A 25,033-nucleotide genomic window follows, 5' to 3' on the forward strand; every position below is an offset into this window, starting at 1 on the left:
TGTTGCCTGCTCTGAGCAGGGAGAGGCTAGTACGACGGGGCGATGAGCGCCTCCGGCACCTCGGCGGCCGCATCGCGGTCGACGAAGAAGACGGTGCGCTTACGACCCTTGATACCACCGACCGGAACCTCGTCCCGGCTCGCGCCGGCCAATGCGAGGCCGAGGGCTGGAGCCTTGTCGGAGCCGGCGAGAACCATCCAGACGCGGTCGGAGTGGTTCAGCACCGGGCGGGTCAGGCTGAGCCGCTCCGCCGGTGGCTTCGGCGAGTCGCGCACCGCGATCACGGTGCGGTCGTTGACCTGGATGCCGGAACGGTGCGGGAACAGGGAGGCGATGTGGCCGTCCGGCCCGACGCCGAGGAACGTGATGTCCAGGCGGGGGAGTTCGGCGCCCTCTTCCGCGTGCGCGGCGAGCTCTGCGGCATAGGAATCCGCGGCCTGATCGAGGTCGAGCGGGCCATCGGAGGCCGGGAACTGGTGGATGTTGCCCGCCGGAATATCGATGTGGCTGAGCAGGGCGTCGAACGCCTGCTGGTCGTTGCGCTCGGCGTCGCCGGCCGGGAGCCAGCGCTCATCGCCCCACCAGAAGTGGATCCGCGACCAGTCCAGCGTGTCCCTGGCTGCCGACTCGTTGACGGCGGCGAGAACTCCGGAGCCCATCGAGCCACCGGTCAGCACGATGTTGGCGCTGCCGAGGTCGTCGAGGATGTCGAGCGTCTTCGTGATGAAGCGGGCGGCGACAGAACCGGCCAGGGCCTGCTTGTCGGGGTGCACCAGCACTCGGCGTTCGTTGGTCATACTGCGCTCCTCGTCGTCATCGGCGTTGCTGCCCCGAGTCTAGCCAGTGCCTCGGTGATCACCAGACCATAGAGCTCGTCGGGGTCGAGCCGGCGCAGCTCGTCGGCCAGGCAGTCGCGGAGGTTGCGGCGGGGGAGCGCGAGCGAGTGAGTGGGCTGCTCCGGCTGGGTCAGCCGGGCGACACCGCCGCCGGTGCGGCTCAACTCGATGGCGCCGGTCGAGCGCTCCAGGCGCACGCTGTGGATGCCGTGCGAGGTGATGCCGGGCGTCAGCACGTACTCGGTGTCGGCCTCGAGGGCGAACTGCAGCCAAGCGCTGAGCAGCGTCGTCGAGGGGGAGTCGTCGCTGCCCTCAATGTAGACGGCCGTGACGGGGGAGTACGGCGGCTGGTCGAGCACGGCGGCCAGCTGGGCGCGCCAGAGCGTCAACCGGGTCCAGGCGAAGTCGATGTCGCCCGGCTTGTAGTTCTCGGCGAGCTGTTGCAGCGCGGCCTGCGGGTTCGGCTGCGCCGAGGCGTCCGTGATGCGGCGGTGGGCGATGCGGCCGAGCGGGGCGAGACCCGGAACGGTCGGCGCGAGGCCGGGCCACCAGGTGACGACGGGGGCGTCGGGCAGTAGCAGCCCCATGACGAGGCTCTGCTCGTCGGATGCAGCCTCGCCGCTGGCCCGCAGGATGATGACCTCGCTGGCGCCGGCGTCGCCGCCGACACGGATCTCGGCGTCCAGGCGCGACTCGACGGGGCCCTGGTCGGCATCCGCGGGGTTCGTGCAGACGACGAGGACCCGCATCGGGTGCTCACGCGAGGCGTCGTTGGCGGCCTCGATGGCCTCCTCTTCGGATCCGGTCGAGGCGGCGATGATGAGGGTCAGCACACGGCCGAGGGCCACGACACCGTTCTCGTCGCGCATCTTGACCAGGGCCTTGGACACCTGGCTGATGGTGGTGTTGGGCAGATCGATGATCATGGGCGTCTCCAGACGCGGCCGTCGCGGGCCAAAAGATCGTCGGCGGAGCTGGGTCCCCAGCTGCCGGGGCTGTACTGTTCCGGCTGGCCCTGGGTCTCCCAGAACTCCTCGATCGGGTCGAGGATCTTCCACGACAACTCGACCTCTTCGTGCCGGGGGAACAGGGGCGGGTCGCCGAGCAGCACGTCGAGGATGAGTCGCTCGTATGCCTCGGGGCTCGCCTCGGTGAAGGCGTGGCCGTAGCCGAAGTCCATGGTGACGTCGCGCACTTGCATGCCGGCACCGGGAACCTTGGAGCCAAAACGGATGGTGACACCCTCATCGGGCTGCACCCGGATCACGAGGGCGTTCTGGCCGAGCTCAGAGGTCTGGCTGTCGGCGAAGAGCTGCTGCGGCGCCCGCTTGAACACCACGGCGATCTCGGTGACGCGGCGGCCGAGGCGCTTGCCAGCGCGCAGGTAGAACGGCACGCCGGCCCAGCGGCGGGTGCCGATGGTCAACTTCATGGCCGCATAGGTCTCGGTGAGCGACTCCGGGTTCATGCCGTCCTCGTCGAGGAAGCCGAGAACCTTCTCGCCGCCCTGCCAACCGCCGGCGTACTGGCCGCGAGCCGTGCCGGTGCCGAGGTCCTCCGGCAGCCGCACGGCGGCAAGCACCTTCTCCTTCTCTGCCCGCAGTGCGGAGGCGTCGAACGAAATCGGCTCCTCCATCGCGGTGAGGGCGAGAAGCTGCAGCAGGTGGTTCTGGATGACGTCGCGGGCCGCGCCGATGCCGTCGTAGTAGCCGGCACGACCGCCGACACCGATGTCCTCGGCCATCGTGATCTGCACGTGGTCGACGTAGTTCGCGTTCCAGATGGGCTCGTAGAGCTGGTTGGCGAAGCGCAGCGCGAGGATGTTCTGCACCGTCTCCTTGCCCAGGTAGTGGTCGATGCGGAACACCGAGTCGGCCGGGAACACCGACTCGACGACGGCGTTCAGCTCGCGCGCCGTCTTCAGATCGCTGCCGAACGGCTTCTCGATCACGACACGACGCCAGGAGCCATCCGTGCCCTTGGCCAGGCCGGACTTGCTCAGCTGTTCGGTGACCTGCGGGAACGCCTTCGGCGGGATCGAGAGGTAGAACGCATGGTTGCCCATGGTTCCACGCTCTCGATCCAGCTCGTCGATCGTTTCCTTGAGTCGTTCGAAGGACGCCTCATCGTCGAAGGTTCCCGGCACAAACCGGATTCCCTGGGCCAGCTGGGCCCACACTTCCTCACGGAACTCGGTGCGTGCGTACTGTTTGACAGCGTCGTGCACGATCTCCATGAAGTCCTGGTCGGCCCAGTCGCGGCGGGCGAAGCCCACCAGACCGAATCCGGGCGGCAGCAGGCCGCGGTTTGCCAGGTCGTACACGGCCGGCATCAGCTTCTTGCGTGACAGGTCACCCGTCACGCCGAAGATGATGAGCCCGCTCGGACCGGCAATGCGGTTCAGGCGGTAATCGGCCGGGGACCGAAGTGGGTTGGAATCCGCGGTGATGTTCACCGGTGGCATGAAACTCCTCGAAAAGATGGCGGCTGGCTCGGGGTCAGCGAGCGGCGTCGAACAGGGTGCTCACGTTTGCCGCGGCATCCGTCAGCGTGAGAGTGAGCACAGGGCGTCCGTGCGCGGCCAGAACGCTGGCATCGCCGCTCGCCTGGGCCTGGATGAGCTCGCCGAACGTGAACGGGCTCTCCGGGATGTCGAGGTCCTCGGCCGGGGTGGCCAGGATCTGCAGGAAGGCGCCGACGGCGGGGCCACCCTTGTGGAACTGCCCGGTCGAGTGCAGGAAGCGCGGGCCCCAGCCGAAGGTGACGGGGCGGCCGGAGCGCTCTGCGAGGAGTGCCCGGAGCTCGGTCAGCTGCGGCAATGCCAGTCGGTTGACGTAGGCCTGGATCGAGATGTACCCGTTCTCGGGCACCTCCTCGACCAGTACGTCGATGGCCGACTGCAGGTCGCTGGCGGCGCCGATGACCTCCGGCGTGCCGCGCACCTCGATGCCCTCTGAGACGAAGGCGGCAGGGGCGGGCTCGGGACGGGCGTCGAGAAGGCCGCGGGTTGCGATCTTCGCCGACTCCACATCGGGCTGGTCGAACGGGTTGATGCCGAGCAGGCGGCCGGCGACGACCGTTGCGTACTCCCAGACCAGGAACTGGGCGCCCAGGGTGCCGCTGACGCGGACCTCTGCTGCGTCGCCGTCCAGGAACAGGTGCTGGCCGGCGTCGTCGACGAGACGGACGAGCAGGAGGTCGTCCAGCGCGTTCTCGATCTCCGACGCGCCCTCTTCGAGCACGACGGGCAGCAGGCCGGTGCCGAGCTTGCCGGTCGACTCCGCGATCAGCTGCTCCACCCAGTCGGGCAGGCCGACGATGTGGGTGCCGTCGGCCAGCAGGCCGAGCTTGTCGCGCAACGGCGAGGTGCCGGCGATGGCGGCTCCCAGGATCAGGCCGGGGTTCGACTCGTTGTCGACGGCGAGGGGCAGCGAGATCGCGTCGGCCTCGTCGAGGAGCTCCGCGATGTCGACACCGGCGAGGCCGGACGGCACCAGGCCGAAGGCGGTGAGCGCCGAGTAGCGGCCGCCCACGTTCGGGTCGGCGTTGAAGACGCGGTAGCCGGCGGCGCGGGCAGAGACGTCCAGCGGGGATCCGGGGTCGGTGACCACGATGACGCGCGTCGTCGGGTCGATGCCGGCATCCGTGAACGCCTTCTCGAAGACGCGGCGCTGGCTGGCGGTCTCCACGGTCGAGCCGGACTTCGACGACACGACGATGGCCGTCTCGGCGAGCCGGTCGTTCAGCGCGGCGAGAACCTGGCCGGGGTCGGTGGAGTCCAGCACGGTGAGCGGGGCGCCCATGGTGCGGGTGATGACCTCTGGCGCCAGCGAAGAGCCGCCCATGCCGGCGAGGGCAATGTGGCGCACGCCGGCCGCGTGCAGTTCCTCGCGCAGGGCGAGGATCTCCGGGACGAGGGGGCGCGAAATCGCGACCGACTCTGTCCAGCCGAGGCGGACAGCGGACTCGGACTCGGCGTCCGCGCCCCAGAGTGTCGGGTTCTGCGCGGTGATCCCCGAGGCCACCTCTTCGGCGACGAGGGCGGGGAGGTGGCGGCGGACAGCGTCTGCTGCCGCGCCGCCGACCGCGATGCCGAAGGTCACTTGGCTGCCTCGAGGGCGCCCGTGACCGTCTCCAGCAGCTCGCCCCACGACACGATGAACTTGGACACGCCCTCGGACTCGAGAACCGCGGTGGCGTCGTCGTAGGACACGCCGACGGCTGCGAGTGCGTCCAGAACGGCCTGTGCCTCTGCGTAGGAGCCGGTGACCGTGTCGCCGGTGATGACGCCGTGGTCGTACGTCGCCTCCATCGTCTTCTCCGGCATGGTGTTGACGACGTCGGCGGCAACCAAGTTGGTCACGTAGAGGGTGTCGGGCAGGTTCGGGTCCTTGACACCGGTCGAGGCCCACAGCGGGCGCTGCTTGTTGGCGCCGGCGGCGAGGAGGGCCTGGGCGCGGTCGCTGGCGAAGGCCTGCTCGAACACCTGGTAGGCGAGCTGCGCGTTGGCGACGCCAGCCTTGCTCTTGAGGGCGATGGCCTCGTCGGTGCCGATGGCAACCAGACGGGCATCGATCTCGGTGTCGACACGCGAGACGAAGAACGAGGCGACCGAGTGGATGGTGGCGAGGTCGTGGCCGTTGGCCTTCGCCTTCTCGAGGCCGGCGATGTAGGCGTCGATGACCTGCTGGTGGCGGGCCAGGCTGAAGATGAGCGTCACGTTGACGCTGATGCCGGCTGCGATGGTCTCGGTGATGGCCTCGAGGCCCTCGATCGTCGCCGGGATCTTGATCATGGCGTTCGGGCGGTCGACCTTGGCCCAGAGCTGCTTGGCCTGGGCGATGGTGCCGGCGGCGTCGTGGGCGAGGCCGGGCTCGACCTCGATCGAGACGCGGCCGTCGACGCCATTGGTGCGGTCGTAGACCGGGCGGAAGATGTCGCTGGCTGCGGCGACGTCATCCGTGGTGATCTCGAAGACTGCGTCGTGCACGCTCGTGCCGGCCGCGGCGAGCTCGGCAACCTGGGCCGAGTAGGAGGTTCCGTTGGCCAGCGCGTTGGCGAAGATCGTCGGGTTGGTGGTGACACCGACGACGTTCTTCTCTGCAATCAGCTTCTCGAGGCCGCCGGAGACGATCCGGTCGCGGGAGAGGTCGTCCAGCCAGATGCTGACGCCGGCGGCGGAAAGCTCGGAGAGGGGAGTGGTTTCAGTCATTGTGTTCAAAACTCCTTTGCGCGGCTCAGGCCGACGCGATCGATTCCTTGGCGGCGGCGACAACGGCATCGGTGGTGATGCCGAACTCGTTGAACAGGGTCTGGTAGTCGGCCGAGGCACCGAAGTGCTCGATCGAGACGCTGCGACCCCGGTCGCCAATGTAGCTCTTCCATGTCAACGCCAGACCGGCCTCAACCGATACCCGGGCGGTGACGTCCTTCGGCAGGACCGACGCGCGGTACTCGGCCGACTGCTCCTCGAACCACTCCAGGCTCGGGGCGGAGACGACACGGGCGTGCACGCCCTCGGCCTTCAGCTGCTCACGGGCGCCGAGGGCAAGCTGCACCTCGGAGCCGGTGGCGATGATGATGACGTCGGGGTTGCCGTTTGCGGCATCCGCCAGCACGTAGGCGCCCTTGGCGGTGTTCTTCGCCGAGGCCAGGATGTCGCCGGAGGCCGCACCCTCGCCACGCTCGAACACGGGGATGTTCTGACGGGTCAGCGCGATGCCGGCGGGGCCGCCACGACGCTTGAGGATCTCGAGCCAGGCGTAGCTGACCTCGTTGGCGTCGCCGGGGCGCACCACGTCCAGGCCCGGGATCGCACGCAGCGTTGCGAGCTGCTCGATGGGCTGGTGGGTCGGGCCGTCCTCGCCGAGCGCGACGGAGTCGTGCGTCCAGACGAAGATCGACGGCACCTTCATGAGCGCGGCGAGACGGACCGCCGGGCGCATGTAGTCGCTGAAGATGAGGAAGGTGCCGCCGAACGCGCGGGTGTTTCCGTGCAGGACGATGCCGTTGATGATGGCGGCCATGGCGTGCTCGCGGATGCCGAAGTGCAGCACGCGGCCGTACGGGTTGCCGCTCCACTCGTGGGTGGAGTGCTCGCTCGGCACGAACGACGCGGAACCGTTGATCGTGGTCAGGTTCGACTCGGCGAGGTCGGCGGAGCCGCCCCAGAGCTCGGGGATGACGCCGGCGAGGGCGTTGATGACCTTGCCGGAGGCGGCGCGGGTCGACACGGAGGTGCCGCCCTCGAAGACGGGCAGTGCCGCTTCGGCCTCTGCGGGCAGCTCGCCGCTCAGAACGCGCTGCAGCAGGGCGTTGCGCTCGGGGTTGGCGGCGGCCCAGGCGTCGAAGCCGACCTGCCACTCCGCGTGCTGCTCTGCGCCGCGCTCAACGGCCTTGCGGGTGTGCGCGAGCACCTCGTCGGCGACGGCGAAGCTCTCGGCCGGGTTGAAGCCGAGCACCTCCTTGACGGCGGCCAGTTCCTCGGCGCCGAGGGCGGAGCCGTGGATCTTGCCGGAGTTCTGCTTCTTCGGGCTCGGCCATCCGATGATGGTCTTCAGCACGATCAGGCTCGGCTTGTCGGTCTCGCCCTTCGCGGCCTCAATGGCTGCGTGCAGTTCCGCCATGTCCTCGACGTACTCGCCCGTCTTCTTCCAGTCGACGGTGAGCACCTGCCAGCCGTAGGACTCGTAGCGCTTGGCGACGTCCTCGGTGAAGGCGATCTGCGTGTCGTCCTCGATCGAGATCTGGTTGCTGTCGTAGATCGCAATGAGGTTGCCGAGCTGCTGGTGGCCGGCCAGCGAGGATGCCTCGCTGGTGACGCCTTCCTGCAGGTCGCCGTCGCCGGCGATGACGTAGACGAAGTGGTCGAAGGGGCTGGTGCCCGCTGCGGCCTCCGGGTCGAACAGGCCACGCTCGAAGCGTGCGGCGTAGGCGAAACCGACGGCGGAGGCCAGGCCCTGGCCGAGCGGGCCGGTCGTGATCTCGACGTGGTCGGTGTGGCCGAACTCGGGGTGGCCGGGGGTCTTGGAGCCCCAGGTGCGCAGCGCCTTGAGGTCATCGAGCTCGAGGCCGTAGCCACCGAGGTAGAGCTGGACGTACTGGGTGAGCGAGCTGTGCCCGACGGAGAGCACGAACCGGTCGCGGCCCAGCCAGTGCTGGTCGGACGGGTCACGGCGCATGACCTTCTGGAACAGCAGGTAGGCGGCGGGGGCGAGGCTCATCGCCGTTCCGGGGTGGCCGTTGCCCACCTTCTCCACTGCGTCAGCCGCGAGGATGCGGGCGGTGTCAACTGCCTTGCTATCAATGGAATCCCATTGCAGATCTGCCACTGGATACTGACCCTTCTAAGCGGTAGGGAGACAGATACTTGTCGTCTGCACTCCCGGTGAGGTATGCCGTGCCGCAGTCGTCGTTGGCTGATCCGGCGCGCATGCCTACCGCTTTGAAGCGGCTGGGAAGCATGTGCGCGCGCTGGAGACCGGCGGGCTTCTTCAGTATAGGGACAGCGTTACATCGCCCGCATGGATATGACGACATCGAGAGAGTCGCCGTGCGTAGCCTAGAATTGGCTGAGTACCCGGGTGTAAGAGGAGCAATGGACGTCGCACTAGAGAATCGCACACTGAGCCAGCGACCCGATTTGCGGCGCAAACTCGGTGCCTATTGGGCTTTGACGAAGCCGCGTGTCATTGAACTGCTGCTGGTCGTCACCGCGCCGACCATGATCCTGGCGCAGAACGGCATCCCGAGCCTGTGGCTCGTGTTGGCCACCCTGATCGGTGGCGCAATGAGCGCCGGCTCGGCCGGTGCATTCAACTGCTACATCGACCGCGACATCGACCGCGTGATGAAGCGCACCAAGAACCGTCCGTTGGTGACGGGGGAGTTGAGCGAGCGCGAAGCCCTGGTCTTCGCCTACGGACTCGGCATCGCGTCGATCCTCTGGCTAGGCTTCTTCACGAACTGGCTGGCCGCCGCCCTCTCGCTGGGCGCGATCCTGCTCTACGTGGTCTTCTACAGCCTGATTCTCAAGCGCCGCACCGCGCAGAACATCGTCTGGGGCGGCGTTGCCGGCTGCATGCCGGTGCTCATCGGGTGGGCCGCCGTGACCGGTGACGTCTCCTGGCCGCCGATCATCCTGTTCGCGATCATCTTCCTGTGGACGCCGCCGCACTACTGGCCGCTGTCGATGAAGTACCGCGACGACTACAAGGCCGCGGGCGTGCCGATGCTGGCCGTCGTGCGGGGCCGGGCGCAGGTTGGCCTGCAGACGATCCTGTACGCGTGGGCCACCGTCGCCTGCTCGCTGCTGCTGGTGCCCGTCGCCGGCATGGGCATCGTCTACACGGCCGTCGCCCTCGTGACCGGCGGCTGGTTCATCTACGAGACCCACCGCCTGTACAACCACGCCATCCGGCACAACGAGGTCTCGCCGATGCGCGTGTTCCACGGCTCCATCGCCTACCTCACGCTGTTGTTCGTCGCCGTGGGCATCGACCCGCTGCTGCCCTTCTAGGTGCACCGCGCAAACGGCCCCCTTCTGCACGCTGGAAGGGGGCCGTTTCCGTGCGCCACCGGCAGCAGCAGTTGCGCAGGGCGCCCACTCCCGTTGGTCGAGTAGGGCCCGCCAGGGCCGTATCGAGACCCCGACACAGTGGGCAGCGAGCCCCCGTGCGGGGTCTCGATACGCTCGTTCCTCGCTACTCGACCAGCGGGTTTCCGTGGGGGCGTCGGTGCCGTCGACTTCGCTGGTCGAGTCGGCCCGTCAGGGCCGTATCGAGACCCCGACACCGTGGGCAGCGAGCCCCGGTGCGGGGTCTCGATACGCTCGTTCCTCGCTACTCGACCAGCGGGTTTTCGTGGGGCATCAGTGCCGTCGCCTTCGTTGGTCGAGTGGGCCCGCTGCTGCCCTTCTAGGCGCACCGCGCAAACGGCAGCAGCAGCTGCGCAGGGCGCCCACTCCCGTTGGTCGAGTAGGCCCGCCAGGGCCGTATCGAGACCCCGACACCGTGTGGGAGCGAGCCCCCGTGCGGGGTCTCGATACGCTCGTTCCTCGCTACTCGACCAGCGGGTTCCGTGGGGCGTCGGTGCCGTCGCATTCGCTGGTCGAGTGGGCCCGCTGCTGCCCTTCTAGGCGCACCGAGCACACGGCAGCAGCAGTTGCGCAGGGCGCCCACTCCCGTTGGTCGAGTAGGCCCGCCAGGGCCGTATCGAGACCCCGACACCGTGGGCAGCGAGCCGCCGTGCGGGGTCTCGATACGCTCGTTCCTCGCTGCTTGACCAGCGGGGTTCCGTGGGGCGTCAGTGCCGTCGACTTCGCTGTTCGAGGAGCCCGATTACGGCCGTGTCAGACCGGCCTGGGGCGACTCAGGTCCGCACTCAGGCTGTGACGGTGGCGGGGGAGGGCTCCGCGATCTGGACCGCAACAGCGACGGGCTTCTTGAGGTTGAGCACGACGACGGTCATCGCCGAGGCGAGCAGCGCGGCAAGAACCATGTGCGCGGCGACCAGGCCCTCGGGCAGGCCGGTGTTGGCCTGGATCAGGCCGATCGCGATCTGCAGGAGCTCGACGCCGAGCAGCGCGAGCAGCCAGCGGTGCACGCGGGTGCCGGTGAAACCGAACGACGTGATCGCCAGGGTGACCGTGAGCGCGAGCACCGCGTAGGCGGGCCAAGCGTGCAGGTGCTCGAACAACTCGGCGTTGAATCCGGTCCGGGCGGCGTTCAGGTCGCCGGAGTGCGGGCCGGATGCCGTCGTCAACACGCCCACCGCGATGGTGAGTGCCACGAAGAAGGTGGTGAGGTGGGTGAGGATCATGAACCAGCGCGGCACGGCGAGCTCGCGCGGCCCGGGCACCGCGTAGACGCGCACCAGCAGGGCAGCCGCGATGGCGCACATGACGAGGGAGACCGTGTAGTGGAAGCCGACGATGAAGGGGTTGAGGCCGGTCAGCACGCTGATGCCGCCGACGACGGCCTGGGCGACGACGCCGATCAGCAGGATCAGCGAGAGCGTCCACAGCTCGCGGCGCTCCTTGCGCAGCGCGAACACCAGCACGAGCATGACGACGGCGATGATGCCGACCACTCCAGACATCATCCGGTTGCTGAACTCGATGACGCCGTGGATGCCCATCTCGGCCGTGGGTACAAGCGACTCCGGCGTGCAGAGCGGCCAGGTCGGGCAGCCGAGCCCCGAGCCGGTGAGCCGGACGGCACCGCCGGTCAGGATGATCAGCAGCTCAGAGAAGAAGGAGAGCCAAGCGAAGAGGCGGATGCCCCCGTTGATTCGAGTGGGGAGTGAGAAGCGCTTCACCGTGTATTTCGCCTTCGTGTCTTGCCGTTTGGGCGGCGCTGGGCTGTGCGCACGCCGATCCCCAGCTGTGTGGCTGTAGAATCGAATTGATTTGAGAACCGTGCTCACGCGCCGTCGCGTCACACGACGCCGTGATGCGCGCCCTGACAAACGGTTCTTGAATATCTTAGGTACGCAAAGCAGCCACCCGCACAATCGTTCATCGAAGTCAGGCGCATTCGCGTCGGGTTCGGGAATGAGCCGGACTGATACCCGGTTATAGCGGGCAGGAGAAGAGGTAGAGAATGTCGGACGTGCTCATTGACCGCCCAGAACTCGAGTCACTCGGTGTTTACGAGTTTGGATGGTCTGACCCGGATGCCGCAGGCGCATCCGCCCGTCGAGGAATCTCGAAGGAGGTTGTCTCCGACATTTCGGCTTTGAAGTCCGAACCGGCCTGGATGCTGGAGCGTCGACTCAAGGCCTACGAGCTGTTCGGACGCAAGCCGATGCCGACCTGGGGTGCAGACCTCAGCGAGATCGACTTCGACAACATCAAGTACTTCGTTCGGTCGACCGAGAAGCAGGCCCAGAGCTGGGAAGACCTGCCCGACGACATCAAGAACACCTACGAGAAGCTCGGCATCCCCGAGGCCGAGCGCCAGCGTCTGGTCGCCGGCGTCGCAGCCCAGTACGAGTCTGAGGTGGTCTACCACCAGATCAACTCCGAGCTCGAAGCCCAGGGCGTCATCTTCATGGACACCGACACGGCGCTCAAGGAACACCCGGAGATCTTCGAGGAGTACTTCGGTACTGTCATCCCCTCCGGCGACAACAAGTTCGCCGCGCTGAACACGGCCGTCTGGTCGGGCGGCTCCTTCGTCTACGTGCCGCCCGGCGTGCACGTCGAGATCCCGCTGCAGGCCTACTTCCGTATCAACACGGAGAACATGGGCCAGTTCGAGCGCACCCTCATCATCGCCGACGAGGGCAGCTACGTGCACTACATCGAGGGCTGCACCGCCCCGATCTACAAGAGCGACTCGCTGCACTCCGCCGTCGTCGAGATCATCGTGAAGAAGAACGCCCGCGTGCGCTACACGACGATCCAGAACTGGTCGAACAACGTCTACAACCTGGTCACCAAGCGTGCAACGGCTGCTGAAGGCGCGACCATGGAATGGGTCGACGGCAACATCGGCTCCAAGGTCACCATGAAGTACCCGTCGATCTACCTGATGGGCGAGCACGCCAAGGGCGAGACCCTCTCCGTCGCCTTCGCGGGCCCCGGCCAGCACCAGGACGCCGGAGCCAAGATGGTGCACATGGCGCCGTACACGCAGTCGTCGATCGTCTCCAAGTCGATCGCCCGCGGCGGTGGCCGCGCCGGTTACCGCGGCGAGGTGCGCATCGCCGCCAACGCCCACCACTCGGCGAATAGCGTCGTCTGTGACGCGCTGCTGGTCGACACCATTTCGCGCTCCGACACCTACCCGGCCATCGACATCCGTGTCGACGACGTGCAGCTCGGGCACGAGGCCACGGTCTCCAAGGTCAGCGAAGAGCAGTTGTTCTACCTGATGAGCCGCGGCATGACCGAAACCGAAGCAATGGCCATGATCGTGCGCGGCTTCATCGAGCCGATCGCCCGCGAACTGCCCATGGAATACGCACTTGAACTCAACAAGCTCATCGAAATGGGCATGGAAGGATCCGTCGGCTAAATGACCGCCGCCTCGACACCCAGTACAACCATGCCCAGTTCCGACGCGCCCACGGCGAGCCTCGTCTCGCCGGAGCAGCACGGCCTCAAGAAGCACAGCGACGGTGGCTGGGGTCTCGCCCCCGTGCAGACCCGATCCGCCCGCTTCGCCTCATTCGAGCACAGCGACTTCCCCGTCATCACGGGCCGCGAAGCCGTCTGGAAGCTCTCCCCGATTGCCAAGTTCGCTGACCTCCTCGACGGTGAGCTCGACGGTTCGCCGTTCGAGTTCAGCGCGACGGATGCCGCCGGCGTCAGCATCAGCTGGATCGACCGCGACGACGCCCGCATCGGCACCGCCGGCAAGCCGGAAGAGCGCGCCGCTGCGAACGCCTGGACCAATTTCGAGAAGGCCCTGCTCATCACGGTGACCGGTGAGGACGCGAAGGAGGTGACCGTGCTGCGCAGCGCACTCGGTTCCGCCGCCCGCGCCGCCCACATCGTCATCGAGGCCGCACCGTTCAGCAACGCCCGCATCGTTCTCGACAACACGGGCGACGCCCGGATCGTCGAGAACGTTGAGATCCTCGTCGGCGAGTCCGCGAACCTCAGCGTGGTCACCGTGCAGCAGTGGAACGCCGGTGCAGTGCACCTGGCCAACCACTTCTCCCGGGTCGGCCGCGACGCCAAGCTCAAGCACATCGTCGTCTCGCTCGGTGGTGAGGTGGTCCGGCTCAACCCGACCACGACGCTGGCCGAGTCCGGCGCCGACGTCGAGGCGTACGGCCTCTACTTCGCCGACGCCGGCCAGCACCTCGAACAGCAGGTCTACGTGCACCACGAGGCGCCGCACACCCGCTCGCGAGTCAACTACAAGGGTGCCCTGCAGGGCGAGGGCGCGCGCACCGTCTGGATCGGCGACGTGCTCATCGGCCAGCAGGCCACCGGCACCGACAGCTACGAGCAGAACCGCAACCTGGTTCTCAGCGAGGGCACCCGGGCCGACTCGATCCCGAACCTGGAGATCGAGACGGGCGACATCGCCGGGGCCGGCCACGCCAGCGCCACCGGCCGCTTCGACGACGAGCAGCTCTTCTACCTGCAGTCGCGCGGCATCACCGAGGAGGAGGCGCGCCGCCTCGTCGTGCGCGGATTCCTCAGCGAGATCGTGCAGCAGATCGGTTCCGCCCCGCTCGAGGAACGCCTGCAGGCCGTCCTCGAGTCCGAGCTTGTTGGGACGGCACTCTGATGGTCGCCAGCCGCATCTGTGCCCTCGACGAGCTCGAGGAGAACAAGGCCGTCAAGGTCGACATCGACGGCGTCTCCATCGCCCTGGTGAAGGATTCCGCCGGCGAGGTGTTCGCCATCGGCGACACCTGCACCCACGGCGACATCTCCCTCTCCGAGGGGTTCATCGAGGGCGACACGCTTGAGTGCTGGGCCCACGGATCGCAGTTCTCGCTGCGCACCGGGAAGCCGCTCACCCTCCCGGCCTATGAGCCGGTTCCCGTGTACCAGGTCGAACTGGTCGACGGCGACATCTACATTGACCCGGCCGTCACCCTGGCCGTCTAAACCTCCACTTGCCTGGCGCAAGCGCGCCGAACACGAAAGAGATTGAACACTATGTCTGTTCTTGAGATCAAGGACCTGCACGTCAACGTCGAGACCGACCAGGGCGCCAAGAAGATCCTGCGCGGTGTCGACCTGACCATCAACGAGGGCGAGATCCACGCCATCATGGGCCCCAACGGCTCGGGCAAGTCCACCCTCGCGTACACGATCGCTGGCCACCCGAAGTACCACGTCGAGGGCGGGTCCATCCTGCTCGACGGCGTCGAGGTGCTCGACATGAGCGTCGACGAGCGTGCCCGCGCCGGCCTGTTCCTGGCCATGCAGTACCCGGTCGAGATCCCCGGCGTCACCAACACCAACTTCCTGCGCACCGCCAAGACCGCGATCGAGGGCGAGGCTCCCAGCATCCGTCACTGGATCAAGGACGTCCGCAGTGCCATGGACGCCCTGCGCATGGACCCGTCCTTCGCCGAGCGCAACGTGAACGAGGGCTTCTCCGGTGGTGAGAAGAAGCGCAACGAGATCCTCCAGCTCGAGCTGCTCAAGCCGAAGTTCGCCGTGCTCGACGAGACTGACTCCGGCCTCGACGTCGACGCGCTGAAGATCGTCTCTGAGGGCGTCAACCGTGCCAAGGCCAACACCGGCCTCGGCATCCTGCTGATCACCCACTACACCCGCATCCTGCGCTACATCGAGCCTGACTTCGTGCACGTGTTCGTCAATGGCCGCGTGGCAGAGCAGGGCGGCCGCGAGCTCGCCGACCGCCTTGAGGACGAGGGTTACGATCGTTTTCTCAGCGGCGCGAACGTAGGCTAGTTCTATGACCAGTACGCTCGCTCCCGCGCTCTACGACCAGGTCGAAGAGGCGCTTAAAGACGTCATGGACCCTGAGCTCGGCATCAACATCGTCGACCTCGGGCTCATCTATGACCTCGGCTGGGACGACGAGAACAACGCGCTCGTCATCCACATGACGCTCACCAGCGCCGGCTGCCCGCTCACCGATGTGCTCGAGGAGCAGACCGCCGAGTCGCTGGACGGCGTCGTCGACGCCTTCCGCATCAACTGGGTGTGGATGCCGCCGTGGGGCCCCGAGAAGATCACGGACGATGGCCGCGACATGATGCGCGCCCTCGGTTTCTCGATCTAAGACAAGAGCACCAGCACGGTGCGTGGCGCGGCCCGTCCCTCGGCAGAGGGGCGGGCCGCGTTTCTGTCTGCCGGCGGGGATAGGCTCGGCATATGAGCACCGAAGCCAACCCCGAGAACCCCTTCCTGCCGGAGACCGACCGCAGCGAGACAGCCCCACCGGAGCGGTACAGCCACGGCCATCACGAGAGCGTGCTGCGCTCGCATTCCTGGCGCACGGTGCAGAACTCGGCCGGCTACCTGCTTCCCCACCTGGCCGCCGGTCAGCGGGTGTTGGATGTCGGCTGCGGCCCGGGAACGATCACCGTCGACCTGGCCCCGCGCGTCGCCCCCGGCGAGGTTATCGGTATCGACTCGTCCGCCGACGTGATCGGCCAGGCACAGGCGTTGGCCGACGACAGTGGGATGCACAACGTGCGCTTCGCCGTCGGCGACGTGTACGCCCTCGACTTCCCCGACAACAGCTTCGACGTGGTGCACGCGCACCAGGTGATGCAGCACCTCTCCCGCCCGGTCGACGCAATGCGTGAGATCTACCGGGTGCTGAAGCCCGGCGGCATCCTCGCGGTGCGCGACGTCATCTATGGCTCCACCTCCTGGTACCCGGAGCTGCCGGCGCTCGACCGCTGGCTGGCGACCATGCGCGCCGTGATGCACGGCAATGGGGTGTTCCCGGATGCCGGTCGCTCGCTCAAGGCGTGGGCCCGGCACGCCGGCTTCGAGTCCGTCACGAGCTCGGCCAGCATGTGGTGCTTCGCTACGGATGCCGAGCGCGACTGGTGGGGGAGCAGCTGGGCCACGCGCGCCCTCGAGTCCAGCTTCGCCTCGCAGGCGATCGAGAGCGGCGTCGCGACCCTCAGCGACCTGCAGGAGATCTCGGAGGGCTGGCGCTACTGGACGGCCGACCCCGACGGCTGGCTCGGTATGCCGCACGGCGAGATCATCGCCACCAAGTAGCCTGCCGCAGCTCGCCCACCCGCTGGTCGAGTAGCGAGGAACGAGCGTATCGAGACCTCGTGCGGGTCTCGGTTTCGGGCTGGATTCGGGGTCTCGATACGGCCCTGGCGGGCCTACTCGACCAGCGGGGACGTACGCCGGGTGGGTGTGCCGACCAGCGGGCTGTGGATAACTCCGGACGCCGTGCGCCGGGATCAGCGATACTCGGGGCATGCCGTACATGTACATCGTGGAGTGCTCAGACGGCTCGTACTACGTCGGCAGCGCCTGGGACGTCGAGCAGCGCGTCTGGCAGCACAACCACGAGGGCGGAGCGGCCTACACGCGACGCCGTCAGCCCGTGACGCTTGTCTATTTCGAGGAGTACGACCGCATCGATGAGGCGTACGGCCGTGAGAAGCAGGTGCAGCGCTGGAGCCGTGCAAAGCGCCGGGCGCTGATCGACGGCGTCGGCGCCGAGCTGCTTCCGGGACTCGCCAGGAAGCGCTGGGGGATAGAGCACACGTCGCCAGATGCCCACCCGCTGGTCGAGTAGCGAGGCACGAGCGTATCGAGACCTCGTGCGGGGGTCGGTTTCGGGTTGGATTCAGGGTCTCGATACGGCCCTGGCGGGCCTACTCGACCAGTGGGAATGGGAGGTTGCCGCATTCCCGCTGGTCGAGTAGCGAGGAACGAGCGTATCGAGACCTCGCGCCGGGGTCGGTTTCGGGTTGGATTCGGGGTCTCGATACGGCCCTGGCGGGCCTACTCGACCAGCGGGTGCGGGAGGTTGCCGCATTCCCGTTGGTCGAGTAGCGGGGAACGAGCGTGTCGAGACCTCGTGCCGGGGTCGGTTTCGGGCTGGATTCGGGGTCTCGATACGGCCCTGGCGGGCCAACTCGACCAGCGGGTGCGGGAGGTTGCCGTGTTCCCGTTGGTCCAGTAGCGAGGGACGAGCGTATCGAGACCTCGCGCGGGGGTCGGATTCGGGTTGGATTCGGGGTCTCGATACGGCCCTGGCGGGCCTACTCGACCAGCGGGTGAGGGAGGTTGCCGCATTCCCGCTGGTCGAGTAGCGAGGAACGAGCGTATCGAGACCTAGTGCGGGTCTCGGTTTCGGGCTGGATTCGGGGTCTCGATACGGCCCTGCGCGCGCAGCAGAAAACGAAACTGCCGCCCATCCGCTGCGTGAGTAGCGGGTGGGCGGCAGTATCGAGACCTCGAACCGCGAACTATTACCAGTCGTCGTCGTCGTCGGTGTCGGCGAACTCGCTCGTGCTCGCCGGCACGCGCTGCGTGATGGTGGCGCTGTCGGCATCGGCGTCGTAGCGGATGACGGTGCCGTCATCCAGTTCCAGCACCGGCTTGTTCTCCAGCCAGGTCAGCGTCCAGCGCCAGCTCGAGCGGTCGACACCGGCCGGGGCCTCGTCGCTCTCGACGGCCTCGACGGCGACGAGCACGACCTCGGGCAGCGTGGCCGGCGCGGCCTCACCGAACGCCCAGCGCTTGCCGAGCTGCATCAGGAATCACCCTCTGCGCTCGGGTCCATGTCGTAGGTGACCCAGTCGGTGCGCTTGGCCACCTTGTCGTAGAGCAGCTGTGCCACCTCGTTCTCGTTGGAGGTGATCCAACGCACGACGCTGAGCTTGTGCTCGAGCGCGTATCCCTTCGCGGTCTCCAGCAGCGCGCCACCGACGCCGTTGCCCCTGGCCGACTCGGCGACGTAGAGGTCGTCGAGGAACAGGCCGCGGCTGGCATCCAGCGGGCGGGCGAACTCGCGCAAGTGGGCGAGCCCGATGAGCTCGCCGTCCTCCTCCGCCACGAAACCGAAGGTCTCGTGGTTCTTGTCGACCAACCAGCTCCACAGGATGAGCGCCTTCTGGTCGGTCAGCTCCCGGTTGTAAAAGGTGTTGTAGCCCTCATAGAGGCCAATCCAATTGAAGAAGTCTCCATCGGCGATCGGGCGAATCTGCACGGTCATGCGGCTCTCCTAACTCTCCTGCGCGGGGGCGAAAACGATATCTGTGACGGCGATCTCTGATCCTTCGGCGAAGCTCAGCTCTGCGATGCGTCCGACCGCCTTGAGGTCTTCCGCAGCGAGCCGGAGCAGCTCAAGCTGCTCCGGAGTTGCAACGATCGTAGCGGAGGTCACGGCCGTCTTCTGCGATGCCTTCGCGTCGGTCTTGGCGCGGCGGATGCCGATGAGCGCCTGACCGGCCAGTGCGAGCACCTGCGGGTTGGCGGCGGAGAGCTCGGTGGCTACGGGCCAGCTGGCCGTGTGCACACTGCCCTCGTTCGACCAGGACCAGGCCTCCTCGGTCGCGAACGGCACGAACGGGGCGAACATGCGCAGCAGCACCGACAGCGCGATGCGCAGTGCCGTCGTTGCCGAGGCCTGCCCGGCGCCGTCTGCGTAGGCACGCTCCTTGACGAGCTCGAGGTAGTCGTCGCAGAAGGTCCAGAAGAAGCTCTCGGTGAGTTCCAGCGCACGGGCGTGGTCGTAGTTCTCGAAGGCGGCCGTTGCCTGCTCGATGACGGTGTGCAGCGACGCGAGCATGCTGAGGTCCAGCGGCTCCGTCACGGTCTCCAGCGAGCCGGCATCCGCACCCTGCTCGAAGCTCAGGATGAACTTGGCCGCGTTCAGGATCTTGATGGAGAGGCGGCGGCCGATCTTGATCTGGGTCGGGTTCTGCGGGTCGAAGGCCGCGTCGGTGCCGAGGCGCGAGGAGGCCGCCCAGTAGCGGACGGCGTCGGAGCCGTGCTGCTCGAGGATGTCGGCCGGGGTCACAACGTTGCCCTTGGACTTGGACATCTTCTTGCGGTCGGGGTCGACGATGAAGCCGGAGATGCTGGCGTGCTTCCACGGCGCGACGCCGTGCTCGAGCTCTGCGCGCAGCACGGAGGAGAACAGCCAGGTGCGGATGATGTCCTGGCCCTGCGGGCGCAGCGAGTACGGGAAGACCAGGTCGAACAGCTCCGGGTCGCGCTCCCAGCCGCCGGCCAGCTGCGGCGTGAGCGAGGAGGTCGCCCAGGTGTCCATGACGTCGAGCTCGCCGATGAAGCCGCCGGCGACGCCGCGCTGGGACTCGTCGTAGCCGGGCGCCGTGTCGCTGGAGGGGTCGACGGGCAGCATCTCGCGGCCGGCGATGATCGGCTCGTCGAAGACGGGGTTGCCGTCGGCGTCCAGCGGGTACCAGACAGGGATCGGGATGCCGAAGAAGCGCTGGCGCGAGATCAGCCAGTCGCCGGTCAGGCCGCCGACCCAGTTCTCGTAGCGCACGCGCATGAAGTCGGGGTGCCATTCCAGCTCGGCGCCGTGGGCGAGGAGCCGCTCGCGCAGCGCCTCATCCTTCGCGCCGTTGCCGATGTACCACTGGCGGGTGGAGACGATCTCGAGCGGCTTGTCGCCCTTCTCGAAGAACTTGACCGGGTGCTGGATGCTCTTCGGGGCGCCGATCATCTCGCCGCTGGCCTGCAGCAGCTCGACCATCGTCTGCTTGGCAGAGAACACGGTCTTGCCGGCGATCTGGGCGTAGGCGGAGAGGCCGGCCTCGCTCGTGATGACCTCGGGGGCCTCGCTGATGATGCGGCCGTCGAAGCCCATGATGGCGCGGTTCGGCAGCGACAGCTCGCGCCACCACACGACGTCGGTGACATCACCGAAGGTGCAGATCATGGCGATGCCGGAGCCCTTGTCCTGCTGGGCGAGGTGGTGCGCGAGCACGGGCACCTCGACGCCGAAGACGGGGGTCGTGACGGTCGTGCCGAAGAAGGGCTTGTAGCGCTCGTCATCCGGGTGGGCAACGAGGGCGACACACGCCGCGAGGAGCTCGGGGCGGGTGGTCTCGATCTCGATCGTGCCGCCATCGGGCTTGTGGAAGCTGACCCGGTGGTACGCGGCCGGCTGGTCGCGGTCCTCGAGCTCGGCCTGAGCCACGGCGGTGCGGAAGGTGACATCCCACAGCGTCGGCGCCATGGCCTGGTAGGCCTCGCCGCGCTCGACGTTGCGGATGAAGGCGAGCTGCGAGGTGAACAGGGCCTCGTCGCCGATGGTGCGGTAGCTCTGCGTCCAGTCGACCGAGAGGCCGAGGGTGCGCCAGAGCGCCTCGAACTGCTTCTCGTCCTCAACGGTGAGGCGCTCGCACAGCTCGATGAAGTTGCGGCGGCTGATCGGCTTCTGGTCGGCGGCCTTCGTGCTCTTGCCGTCTCCACCCTCGAAGGGCGGCACGAAGTCGACCGTGTAGGGCAGTGTCGGGTCGCAGCGCACGCCGTAGTAGTTCTGCACCCGGCGCTCGGTGGGCAGGCCGTTGTCGTCCCAGCCCATCGGGTAGAACACGCTCTTGCCGCGCATGCGCTGGAAGCGCGCGACGACGTCGGTGTGCGTGTAGGAGAAGACGTGGCCGATGTGCAGCGAACCGGATGCGGTCGGCGGCGGCGTGTCGATCGAGTAGATGCACTCGCGGGTGGCGTTGGCGCGGTCGAAGCGGTACGTGCCCGCGGTCTCCCAGACCCCGCCCCACTTGGCTTCCAGCCCTTCGAGGGCGGGCTTGTCTGGAACGCGATCGGGGGTAGTCATGAGGCTCCGGTTCGTTGTGGGCGGCACCGTGTCGATGGTGAGGTGCCTGATAGTCAGCTGTGATCAAGGTTACCCGACGGCGCCCAGCCCGCGGTGCGCGGCAGCGACGGCGGCCTCCAGCCGCGCCCGGCGCGCGGTCGAATGAAACATGGCGACACACAGGGTGGCTGTGCGTTCCGCGCTCGAACGCGGCTCTGCGCACCTGCAGGGGAGCACCGGCCGGCCGGGCAGGTGCCGGCCGATATCCTCGACTCGCGCCCCGTCCGGCGGGGCACGGACTGCAAAGGAGACACAGTGAGTGAGCTGATTGAGCGCGGCCGGCGCGGATCCGGGCTGCCGACGGCGGCGCTCGAGGACTCCGTGCGCATCGTGGAGGGCGCCGTGCTGATCCTGGACCGGCGGGTCTTCCCCGGCGAGCTGAGCTGGGTCAGATGCTCGGACGCGTTCGAGGTGGCCGAGGCGATCCGGGCCATGGTCACGCAGAGCTCCGGACCGCTTTACGCGGCATGCGCCGGCCTCGAACTGGCCGCCGTGCAAGCCGCGGCGTTGCCGCTGGACGCCGCGCGCGCTGCAATCGGCGCGGCCGGTGACGCCCTGGCCACCGCGCGGCCGACCAACAACCACCCGCTTGAGGCCGTCGAGCGCGTGCGGGAGGCCTGCGTCGACGCGCGCAGCACGGCGGAGCTCGTCGAGGCCGCCGTGACGGCCGCCCGGGCGGGCGCAGAACTGTACCGGTCGCGCAGCCGTGCGCTCGGCGACGAGGCCGTGAAACTGCTGCCCGATGGCGCCAGGTTGCTCACCCACTGCTGGATGGACACCTACATCACCGAGTTGGTGCGCGCCGCCGATCGCGTCGGCCGCAGCTACGAGTGGATTGCCACGGAGACCCGGCCCTACCTGCAAGGCGCCAGGCTCACCGCACACACTCTGCGCGAACTCGGGCAGACGGTCACGCTGATCACCGATGGGATGGGCGCGGCAGCCCTCGCGCCCGGCTCGGGAATCGGCCCCGTCGATGCGTTCGTCACCGCCGCCGACCGTGTGAGCCTCGACGGTACCGTGGTGAACAAGGTGGGAACGCTCGGCCTGGCCGTCGCCGCTCACGCCTTCGACGTGCCCTTCTATGCCCTCGTGCAGTCACCGGACCCCGGCGCGCCGGTCGGCGCCGACATCCGGATCGAGGACAGGGACGGGGATGAGGTGCTGCACACGCTCGGCCGGAGGACGGCTTCGGCCCTGGTCACCGACGCGTGGTACCCCGCCTTCGACGCCACCCCCGCACGATTCGTCACGCGCATCGTGACGGACCGCGGCGCGTACGCGGCCGCGGATGTCGCACACTACTTCGATCGGCCCGGCGCATGAGCGCACCGCTGCTCGCGTACGAATTGCTCACAACAGCCGAGGAGGTCGTCGGTTACCTCGACGGCGCCGGCCTGCTGCCGCACCTGGCCGAGCGCGCGCACGACGTCGCCGTCAGCGAGGTGACGGCCGGCAACATGAACCGGGTGTTCATCGCCTCCGGCCCTCTGGGCAGCCTGGCGATCAAGCAGGCGCCGCCCTTCGTGCAGGTCGCCGGGCCCGGATGGCCGATCGACCCGGCCAGGATCGGCGCGGAGGCGCGGGCATATGAGGTGTTCTCCCGGATCGTGCCGGAGGCCGTCCCCGTGGTCGTGCACTGCGACCTCGAGCGGTTCGTGCTGGTGATGGAAGACCTCTCTGGGCTGCGCGTCCTGCGGGACGAGCTCATCGACCAGATCCGGGCGGCGGCGTCGGGCAATCCTGCCCGCGCGATCGACTTCGACAGGCTCGGCGCCGTCGTCGGACGGTTCGTCGGCACGGTGAGCGCGGCCACATCGCTCACACGGCTCGGGGCAGACGCGCACGCCGAGCTCGTGCGCACCTCCGCCAACGCCGAGCTGTGCGCCCTCACCCTCGACGTCGTCCTCGACGAGCCGTTCCGCGCACACGAGCACAACCACTGGCACCCGGCGCTCGCGCCGCGGGTCGCGAACCTCTACGGCGACGAGGAGGTCGGGCGCGCCGTCGCCGGGCTCCGCGCCACCTTCCGCGACTCTGCTCAGTCACTGCTGCACGGAGACCTGCATTCCGGATCGATCATGGTCGAGCCGGCCCAGGTCGCCGCACTGCGCACGGATGCGCCGGAGCAACAGATCCGGGTGTTCGACCCGGAGTTCAGCTTCGTCGGCCCGATCGGGCTGGACCTCGGGCTGTTCTGGGCCAACCTGGAGATCGCGGCCGTCGCGGCCGAGGCGGTCGGGGCGCACGGGCTCGCCGCGGAGCGCCGTGGCGCCATCGACTCCAGCTGGGCCGCATTCACCGCCGAGTGGCGTTCCGAAGGAGTCGACGAGAACTGGCTCGATTCCGTCCGAGCCGATGCCTGGCGATTCGCCGGTGCAGAGGCCATGCGCCGGGTCGTGGGCTATTCGCACGCCGCAGACCTTGAAACCCTGCCCCCCGAGGTATCGGCGGCAGCCCACCAGACCATTTTCGACCGCGCACGACACTGGCTCGTGGCGGGAACACCGAGGGAATCACTGTGACCACATCGCTTCAGCTGCACGCCCGCACCGTCGTCCTCGACCTGGAGGGCACAACGAGCGCGGCCGGGTTCATCCTGGGCGACCTCTACGACTACGCCAGGCCGCGTCTCGCGGCGTGGCTGGACGAGCATGCAGGTGATCCGGATGTCGCCGTGGCCCGCGGTCAGGTGATCGCCGACGCCGGCCTGCCGGCCGACGCCAGCACGGCCCAGATCGTCGCCGTGCTGCACGGCTGGATGGCGGATGACGTCAAGTCGACGCCCTTGAAGACGCTCCAGGGCCAGATCTGGGCGGAGGGCTTCCGCCGTGACGAGATCAGCTCGCACTTCTTCGACGACGTCATCCCGCAGCTGCGGGCGTGGCACGCTCAGGGGGTCGACCTCGTCGTGTTCTCCTCCGGGTCCGTCACCTCGCAGGTGCCGTGGTTCCGGCACTCGCCAGACGGCGACCTCACCCCGCTGATCACGGACTACTTCGACACCGTCAACGCCGGGCCCAAGAAGATCGCGTCCTCCTACGACACTATCGCGGCCAGATTGGGGCGGGCTCCGGAGCAGATCGTGTTCTTCACCGACCACCCGGAGGAGGTCGCGGCTGCCCGGGAGGCCGGCTGGCAGACGCTCGCATTCTCGCGGCCGGGCGAGCCGTGGTTCGGTGCGGACTTCGGCGCATCGGCCGTCGCATCCTCGTTCACCGACGTCGAGGTGGTCTCCGCATGAATGTCTTCTCGAGCGAGCCCGTGAGCGCCGCGCTGATCGAGCGTGCCGGGGCCGCACTGGCGGCGGAGTCCGCCCGGTTCGCCTCGCGCGGCTGGATGCCGGGCACCGCCGGCAACCTCTCCGTCACCCTGGCGCGGGACCCCCTGCGCCTGGCCGTCACCGCCTCGGGGCTCGACAAGGGCGAACTCACCTCGTCCGACATCGTGATCGTCGACGAGGACGGCGCCGGCGTGATCGGCGAGGGCGGCTCTGAGCAGCGCCCATCGGCCGAGGCCGGCCTGCACGCCCGCATCGCCGCGAAGGCCGGCGCGGGCGCGGCGATCCACGTGCACGCCCTGGCTGCGGTGACGGCTGCGCACGTCTGGCCGGGCGGTGTCGTGCTGCGCGACCTGGAGATGCTCAAGGGCATCGGCCATTCCGCGCACGGTCAGGATGTCGTCATCCCCGTCGTCGACAATTCGCAGGACATGGTCGCCCTCGGCGACGCGTTTGAGGCGGTGTACCGCCCGGCCAGCCCCAACAGCCGGGATGTCCCAGCGCTCATCGTCGCCGGTCACGGGATTTACGCGTGGGGCGCCGATCTCCGCGAAGCGCGCTGGCACCTCGAGATCATCGAGGGCCTCTTGCAGATCGCTCTCGCCACGCGGCGGTAGCTCCGCTTCTTTGTGTCGTTGCATGAC

Annotated in this window: 22 protein-coding genes; 12 read left to right on the forward strand and 10 right to left on the reverse strand. The window is 68.0% G+C overall.

Going from position 1 to position 25,033, the window contains the following annotated elements; all coding sequences use genetic code 11:
- Positions 1–26: 26 nt before the first annotated feature.
- Genes pgl through tkt form a run of 6 tightly spaced genes read right to left on the reverse strand, consistent with a single transcriptional unit; the run spans position 27 to position 8,167 of the window.
- Positions 27–797, reverse strand: coding sequence for a 6-phosphogluconolactonase (gene pgl / locus AWU67_RS05515; RefSeq protein ID WP_067227091.1), 771 nt, complete (start codon positions 795–797; stop codon positions 27–29).
- On the reverse strand, positions 794–1,762 hold the full coding sequence (locus AWU67_RS05520; RefSeq protein ID WP_067227092.1) for a glucose-6-phosphate dehydrogenase assembly protein OpcA: 969 nt from the start codon (positions 1,760–1,762) through the stop codon (positions 794–796). The genes pgl and AWU67_RS05520 overlap by 4 nt, the downstream gene beginning before the upstream one ends.
- The gene (gene zwf, locus AWU67_RS05525) at positions 1,759–3,300 is read right to left on the reverse strand and encodes a glucose-6-phosphate dehydrogenase (RefSeq protein ID WP_067227093.1); all 1,542 of its coding nucleotides are present in this window, start codon (positions 3,298–3,300) and stop codon (positions 1,759–1,761) included. Before zwf ends, AWU67_RS05520 begins: the two co-directional genes overlap by 4 nt.
- A gap of 34 nt (positions 3,301–3,334) precedes the next feature.
- Positions 3,335–4,939 (reverse strand): glucose-6-phosphate isomerase, encoded by a 1,605-nt coding sequence (locus AWU67_RS05530; protein ID WP_067227094.1) that lies wholly within the window; start codon positions 4,937–4,939, stop codon positions 3,335–3,337.
- Positions 4,936–6,048 carry a transaldolase gene (gene tal / locus AWU67_RS05535; RefSeq protein WP_067227095.1) on the reverse strand — a complete coding sequence of 371 codons (1,113 nt, stop codon included), beginning with the start codon at positions 6,046–6,048 and terminating at the stop codon, positions 4,936–4,938. The genes AWU67_RS05530 and tal overlap by 4 nt, the downstream gene beginning before the upstream one ends.
- Before the next feature lie 25 nt (positions 6,049–6,073).
- Positions 6,074–8,167: a transketolase gene (gene tkt / locus AWU67_RS05540; RefSeq protein WP_067227096.1), complete on the reverse strand. Its 2,094-nt coding sequence runs from the start codon at positions 8,165–8,167 to the stop codon at positions 6,074–6,076.
- 266 nt (positions 8,168–8,433) lie between these two features.
- Between tkt and AWU67_RS05545 the strand changes: the two genes are divergently transcribed.
- Entirely contained in the window at positions 8,434–9,354 is a 921-nt protein-coding gene (locus AWU67_RS05545; RefSeq protein ID WP_067227097.1) for a heme o synthase, read from the forward strand.
- Between the two features lie 863 nt (positions 9,355–10,217).
- Here the strand turns inward: AWU67_RS05545 and AWU67_RS05550 are convergent.
- Positions 10,218–11,153 (reverse strand): COX15/CtaA family protein, encoded by a 936-nt coding sequence (locus tag AWU67_RS05550; protein WP_067227098.1) that lies wholly within the window; start codon positions 11,151–11,153, stop codon positions 10,218–10,220.
- A 284-nt stretch (positions 11,154–11,437) separates the two neighbouring features.
- Between AWU67_RS05550 and sufB the strand changes: the two genes are divergently transcribed.
- The 7 genes from sufB to AWU67_RS05585 all read left to right on the forward strand — a co-directional run bounded on the left by sufB (position 11,438) and on the right by AWU67_RS05585 (position 17,050).
- Positions 11,438–12,856 carry a Fe-S cluster assembly protein SufB gene (sufB, locus tag AWU67_RS05555; RefSeq protein ID WP_067227099.1) on the forward strand — a complete coding sequence of 473 codons (1,419 nt, stop codon included), beginning with the start codon at positions 11,438–11,440 and terminating at the stop codon, positions 12,854–12,856.
- Positions 12,857–12,886: 30 nt separating this feature from the next.
- A complete protein-coding gene (gene sufD / locus AWU67_RS05560; RefSeq protein ID WP_067232212.1) occupies positions 12,887–14,083 on the forward strand; it encodes a Fe-S cluster assembly protein SufD in 1,197 nt (398 codons plus the stop codon).
- A complete protein-coding gene (locus tag AWU67_RS05565; RefSeq protein ID WP_067227100.1) occupies positions 14,083–14,409 on the forward strand; it encodes a non-heme iron oxygenase ferredoxin subunit in 327 nt (108 codons plus the stop codon). The genes sufD and AWU67_RS05565 overlap by 1 nt, the downstream gene beginning before the upstream one ends.
- A gap of 51 nt (positions 14,410–14,460) precedes the next feature.
- Positions 14,461–15,225 carry a Fe-S cluster assembly ATPase SufC gene (gene sufC, locus AWU67_RS05570; protein WP_067227101.1) on the forward strand — a complete coding sequence of 255 codons (765 nt, stop codon included), beginning with the start codon at positions 14,461–14,463 and terminating at the stop codon, positions 15,223–15,225.
- 4 nt (positions 15,226–15,229) lie between these two features.
- Complete coding sequence (locus tag AWU67_RS05575) at positions 15,230–15,559, forward strand: metal-sulfur cluster assembly factor (RefSeq protein WP_067227102.1); 330 nt, start codon at positions 15,230–15,232, stop codon at positions 15,557–15,559.
- Between the two features lie 92 nt (positions 15,560–15,651).
- Complete coding sequence (locus AWU67_RS05580) at positions 15,652–16,515, forward strand: class I SAM-dependent methyltransferase (protein ID WP_082716796.1); 864 nt, start codon at positions 15,652–15,654, stop codon at positions 16,513–16,515.
- A 211-nt stretch (positions 16,516–16,726) separates the two neighbouring features.
- Positions 16,727–17,050 carry a GIY-YIG nuclease family protein gene (locus AWU67_RS05585; protein ID WP_067227103.1) on the forward strand — a complete coding sequence of 108 codons (324 nt, stop codon included), beginning with the start codon at positions 16,727–16,729 and terminating at the stop codon, positions 17,048–17,050.
- Between the two features lie 679 nt (positions 17,051–17,729).
- Here the strand turns inward: AWU67_RS05585 and AWU67_RS05590 are convergent.
- From AWU67_RS05590 to valS, 3 genes are read right to left on the reverse strand one after another with little or no spacing between them, the layout of a single operon-like run.
- Complete coding sequence (locus AWU67_RS05590) at positions 17,730–18,014, reverse strand: hypothetical protein (protein WP_067227104.1); 285 nt, start codon at positions 18,012–18,014, stop codon at positions 17,730–17,732.
- Positions 18,014–18,475 (reverse strand): GNAT family N-acetyltransferase, encoded by a 462-nt coding sequence (locus AWU67_RS05595; protein WP_067227105.1) that lies wholly within the window; start codon positions 18,473–18,475, stop codon positions 18,014–18,016. Before AWU67_RS05595 ends, AWU67_RS05590 begins: the two co-directional genes overlap by 1 nt.
- A 9-nt stretch (positions 18,476–18,484) precedes the next feature.
- Complete coding sequence (gene valS / locus AWU67_RS05600) at positions 18,485–21,070, reverse strand: valine--tRNA ligase (RefSeq protein WP_067227106.1); 2,586 nt, start codon at positions 21,068–21,070, stop codon at positions 18,485–18,487.
- A gap of 294 nt (positions 21,071–21,364) precedes the next feature.
- Here valS and AWU67_RS05605 point away from each other — a divergent pair, with 294 nt between their 5' ends.
- From AWU67_RS05605 to mtnB, 4 genes are read left to right on the forward strand one after another with little or no spacing between them, the layout of a single operon-like run.
- Positions 21,365–22,435, forward strand: coding sequence for a hypothetical protein (locus AWU67_RS05605; protein ID WP_199922350.1), 1,071 nt, complete (start codon positions 21,365–21,367; stop codon positions 22,433–22,435).
- Complete coding sequence (locus AWU67_RS05610; RefSeq protein ID WP_067227107.1) at positions 22,432–23,634, forward strand: phosphotransferase; 1,203 nt, start codon at positions 22,432–22,434, stop codon at positions 23,632–23,634. Before AWU67_RS05605 ends, AWU67_RS05610 begins: the two co-directional genes overlap by 4 nt.
- Positions 23,631–24,353, forward strand: coding sequence for an acireductone synthase (gene mtnC, locus AWU67_RS05615; protein ID WP_067227108.1), 723 nt, complete (start codon positions 23,631–23,633; stop codon positions 24,351–24,353). The genes AWU67_RS05610 and mtnC overlap by 4 nt, the downstream gene beginning before the upstream one ends.
- Complete coding sequence (gene mtnB, locus AWU67_RS05620) at positions 24,350–25,006, forward strand: methylthioribulose 1-phosphate dehydratase (protein ID WP_067227109.1); 657 nt, start codon at positions 24,350–24,352, stop codon at positions 25,004–25,006. Before mtnC ends, mtnB begins: the two co-directional genes overlap by 4 nt.
- Positions 25,007–25,033: the final 27 nt, after the last annotated feature.

Origin of the sequence: Microterricola viridarii (assembly GCF_001542775.1) — a bacterium.
GTDB lineage: Bacteria > Actinomycetota > Actinomycetes > Actinomycetales > Microbacteriaceae > Microterricola > Microterricola viridarii_A.

Coding starts and splice junctions, on each gene's coding strand:
- AWU67_RS05520 (WP_067227092.1), bottom strand. CDS start 1,762: ATGATCATCGATCTGCCCAACACCACCATCAGCCAGGTGTCCAAGGCC.
- AWU67_RS05575 (WP_067227102.1), top strand. CDS start 15,230: ATGACCAGTACGCTCGCTCCCGCGCTCTACGACCAGGTCGAAGAGGCG.
- valS (WP_067227106.1), bottom strand. CDS start 21,070: ATGACTACCCCCGATCGCGTTCCAGACAAGCCCGCCCTCGAAGGGCTG.
- sufD (WP_067232212.1), top strand. CDS start 12,887: ATGCCCAGTTCCGACGCGCCCACGGCGAGCCTCGTCTCGCCGGAGCAG.
- sufC (WP_067227101.1), top strand. CDS start 14,461: ATGTCTGTTCTTGAGATCAAGGACCTGCACGTCAACGTCGAGACCGAC.
- AWU67_RS05545 (WP_067227097.1), top strand. CDS start 8,434: ATGGACGTCGCACTAGAGAATCGCACACTGAGCCAGCGACCCGATTTG.
- AWU67_RS05565 (WP_067227100.1), top strand. CDS start 14,083: ATGGTCGCCAGCCGCATCTGTGCCCTCGACGAGCTCGAGGAGAACAAG.
- mtnB (WP_067227109.1), top strand. CDS start 24,350: ATGAATGTCTTCTCGAGCGAGCCCGTGAGCGCCGCGCTGATCGAGCGT.
- AWU67_RS05580 (WP_082716796.1), top strand. CDS start 15,652: ATGAGCACCGAAGCCAACCCCGAGAACCCCTTCCTGCCGGAGACCGAC.
- AWU67_RS05590 (WP_067227104.1), bottom strand. CDS start 18,014: ATGCAGCTCGGCAAGCGCTGGGCGTTCGGTGAGGCCGCGCCGGCCACG.
- AWU67_RS05610 (WP_067227107.1), top strand. CDS start 22,432: ATGAGCGCACCGCTGCTCGCGTACGAATTGCTCACAACAGCCGAGGAG.
- zwf (WP_067227093.1), bottom strand. CDS start 3,300: ATGCCACCGGTGAACATCACCGCGGATTCCAACCCACTTCGGTCCCCG.
- AWU67_RS05585 (WP_067227103.1), top strand. CDS start 16,727: ATGCCGTACATGTACATCGTGGAGTGCTCAGACGGCTCGTACTACGTC.
- tal (WP_067227095.1), bottom strand. CDS start 6,048: ATGACTGAAACCACTCCCCTCTCCGAGCTTTCCGCCGCCGGCGTCAGC.
- pgl (WP_067227091.1), bottom strand. CDS start 797: ATGACCAACGAACGCCGAGTGCTGGTGCACCCCGACAAGCAGGCCCTG.
- AWU67_RS05595 (WP_067227105.1), bottom strand. CDS start 18,475: ATGACCGTGCAGATTCGCCCGATCGCCGATGGAGACTTCTTCAATTGG.
- sufB (WP_067227099.1), top strand. CDS start 11,438: ATGTCGGACGTGCTCATTGACCGCCCAGAACTCGAGTCACTCGGTGTT.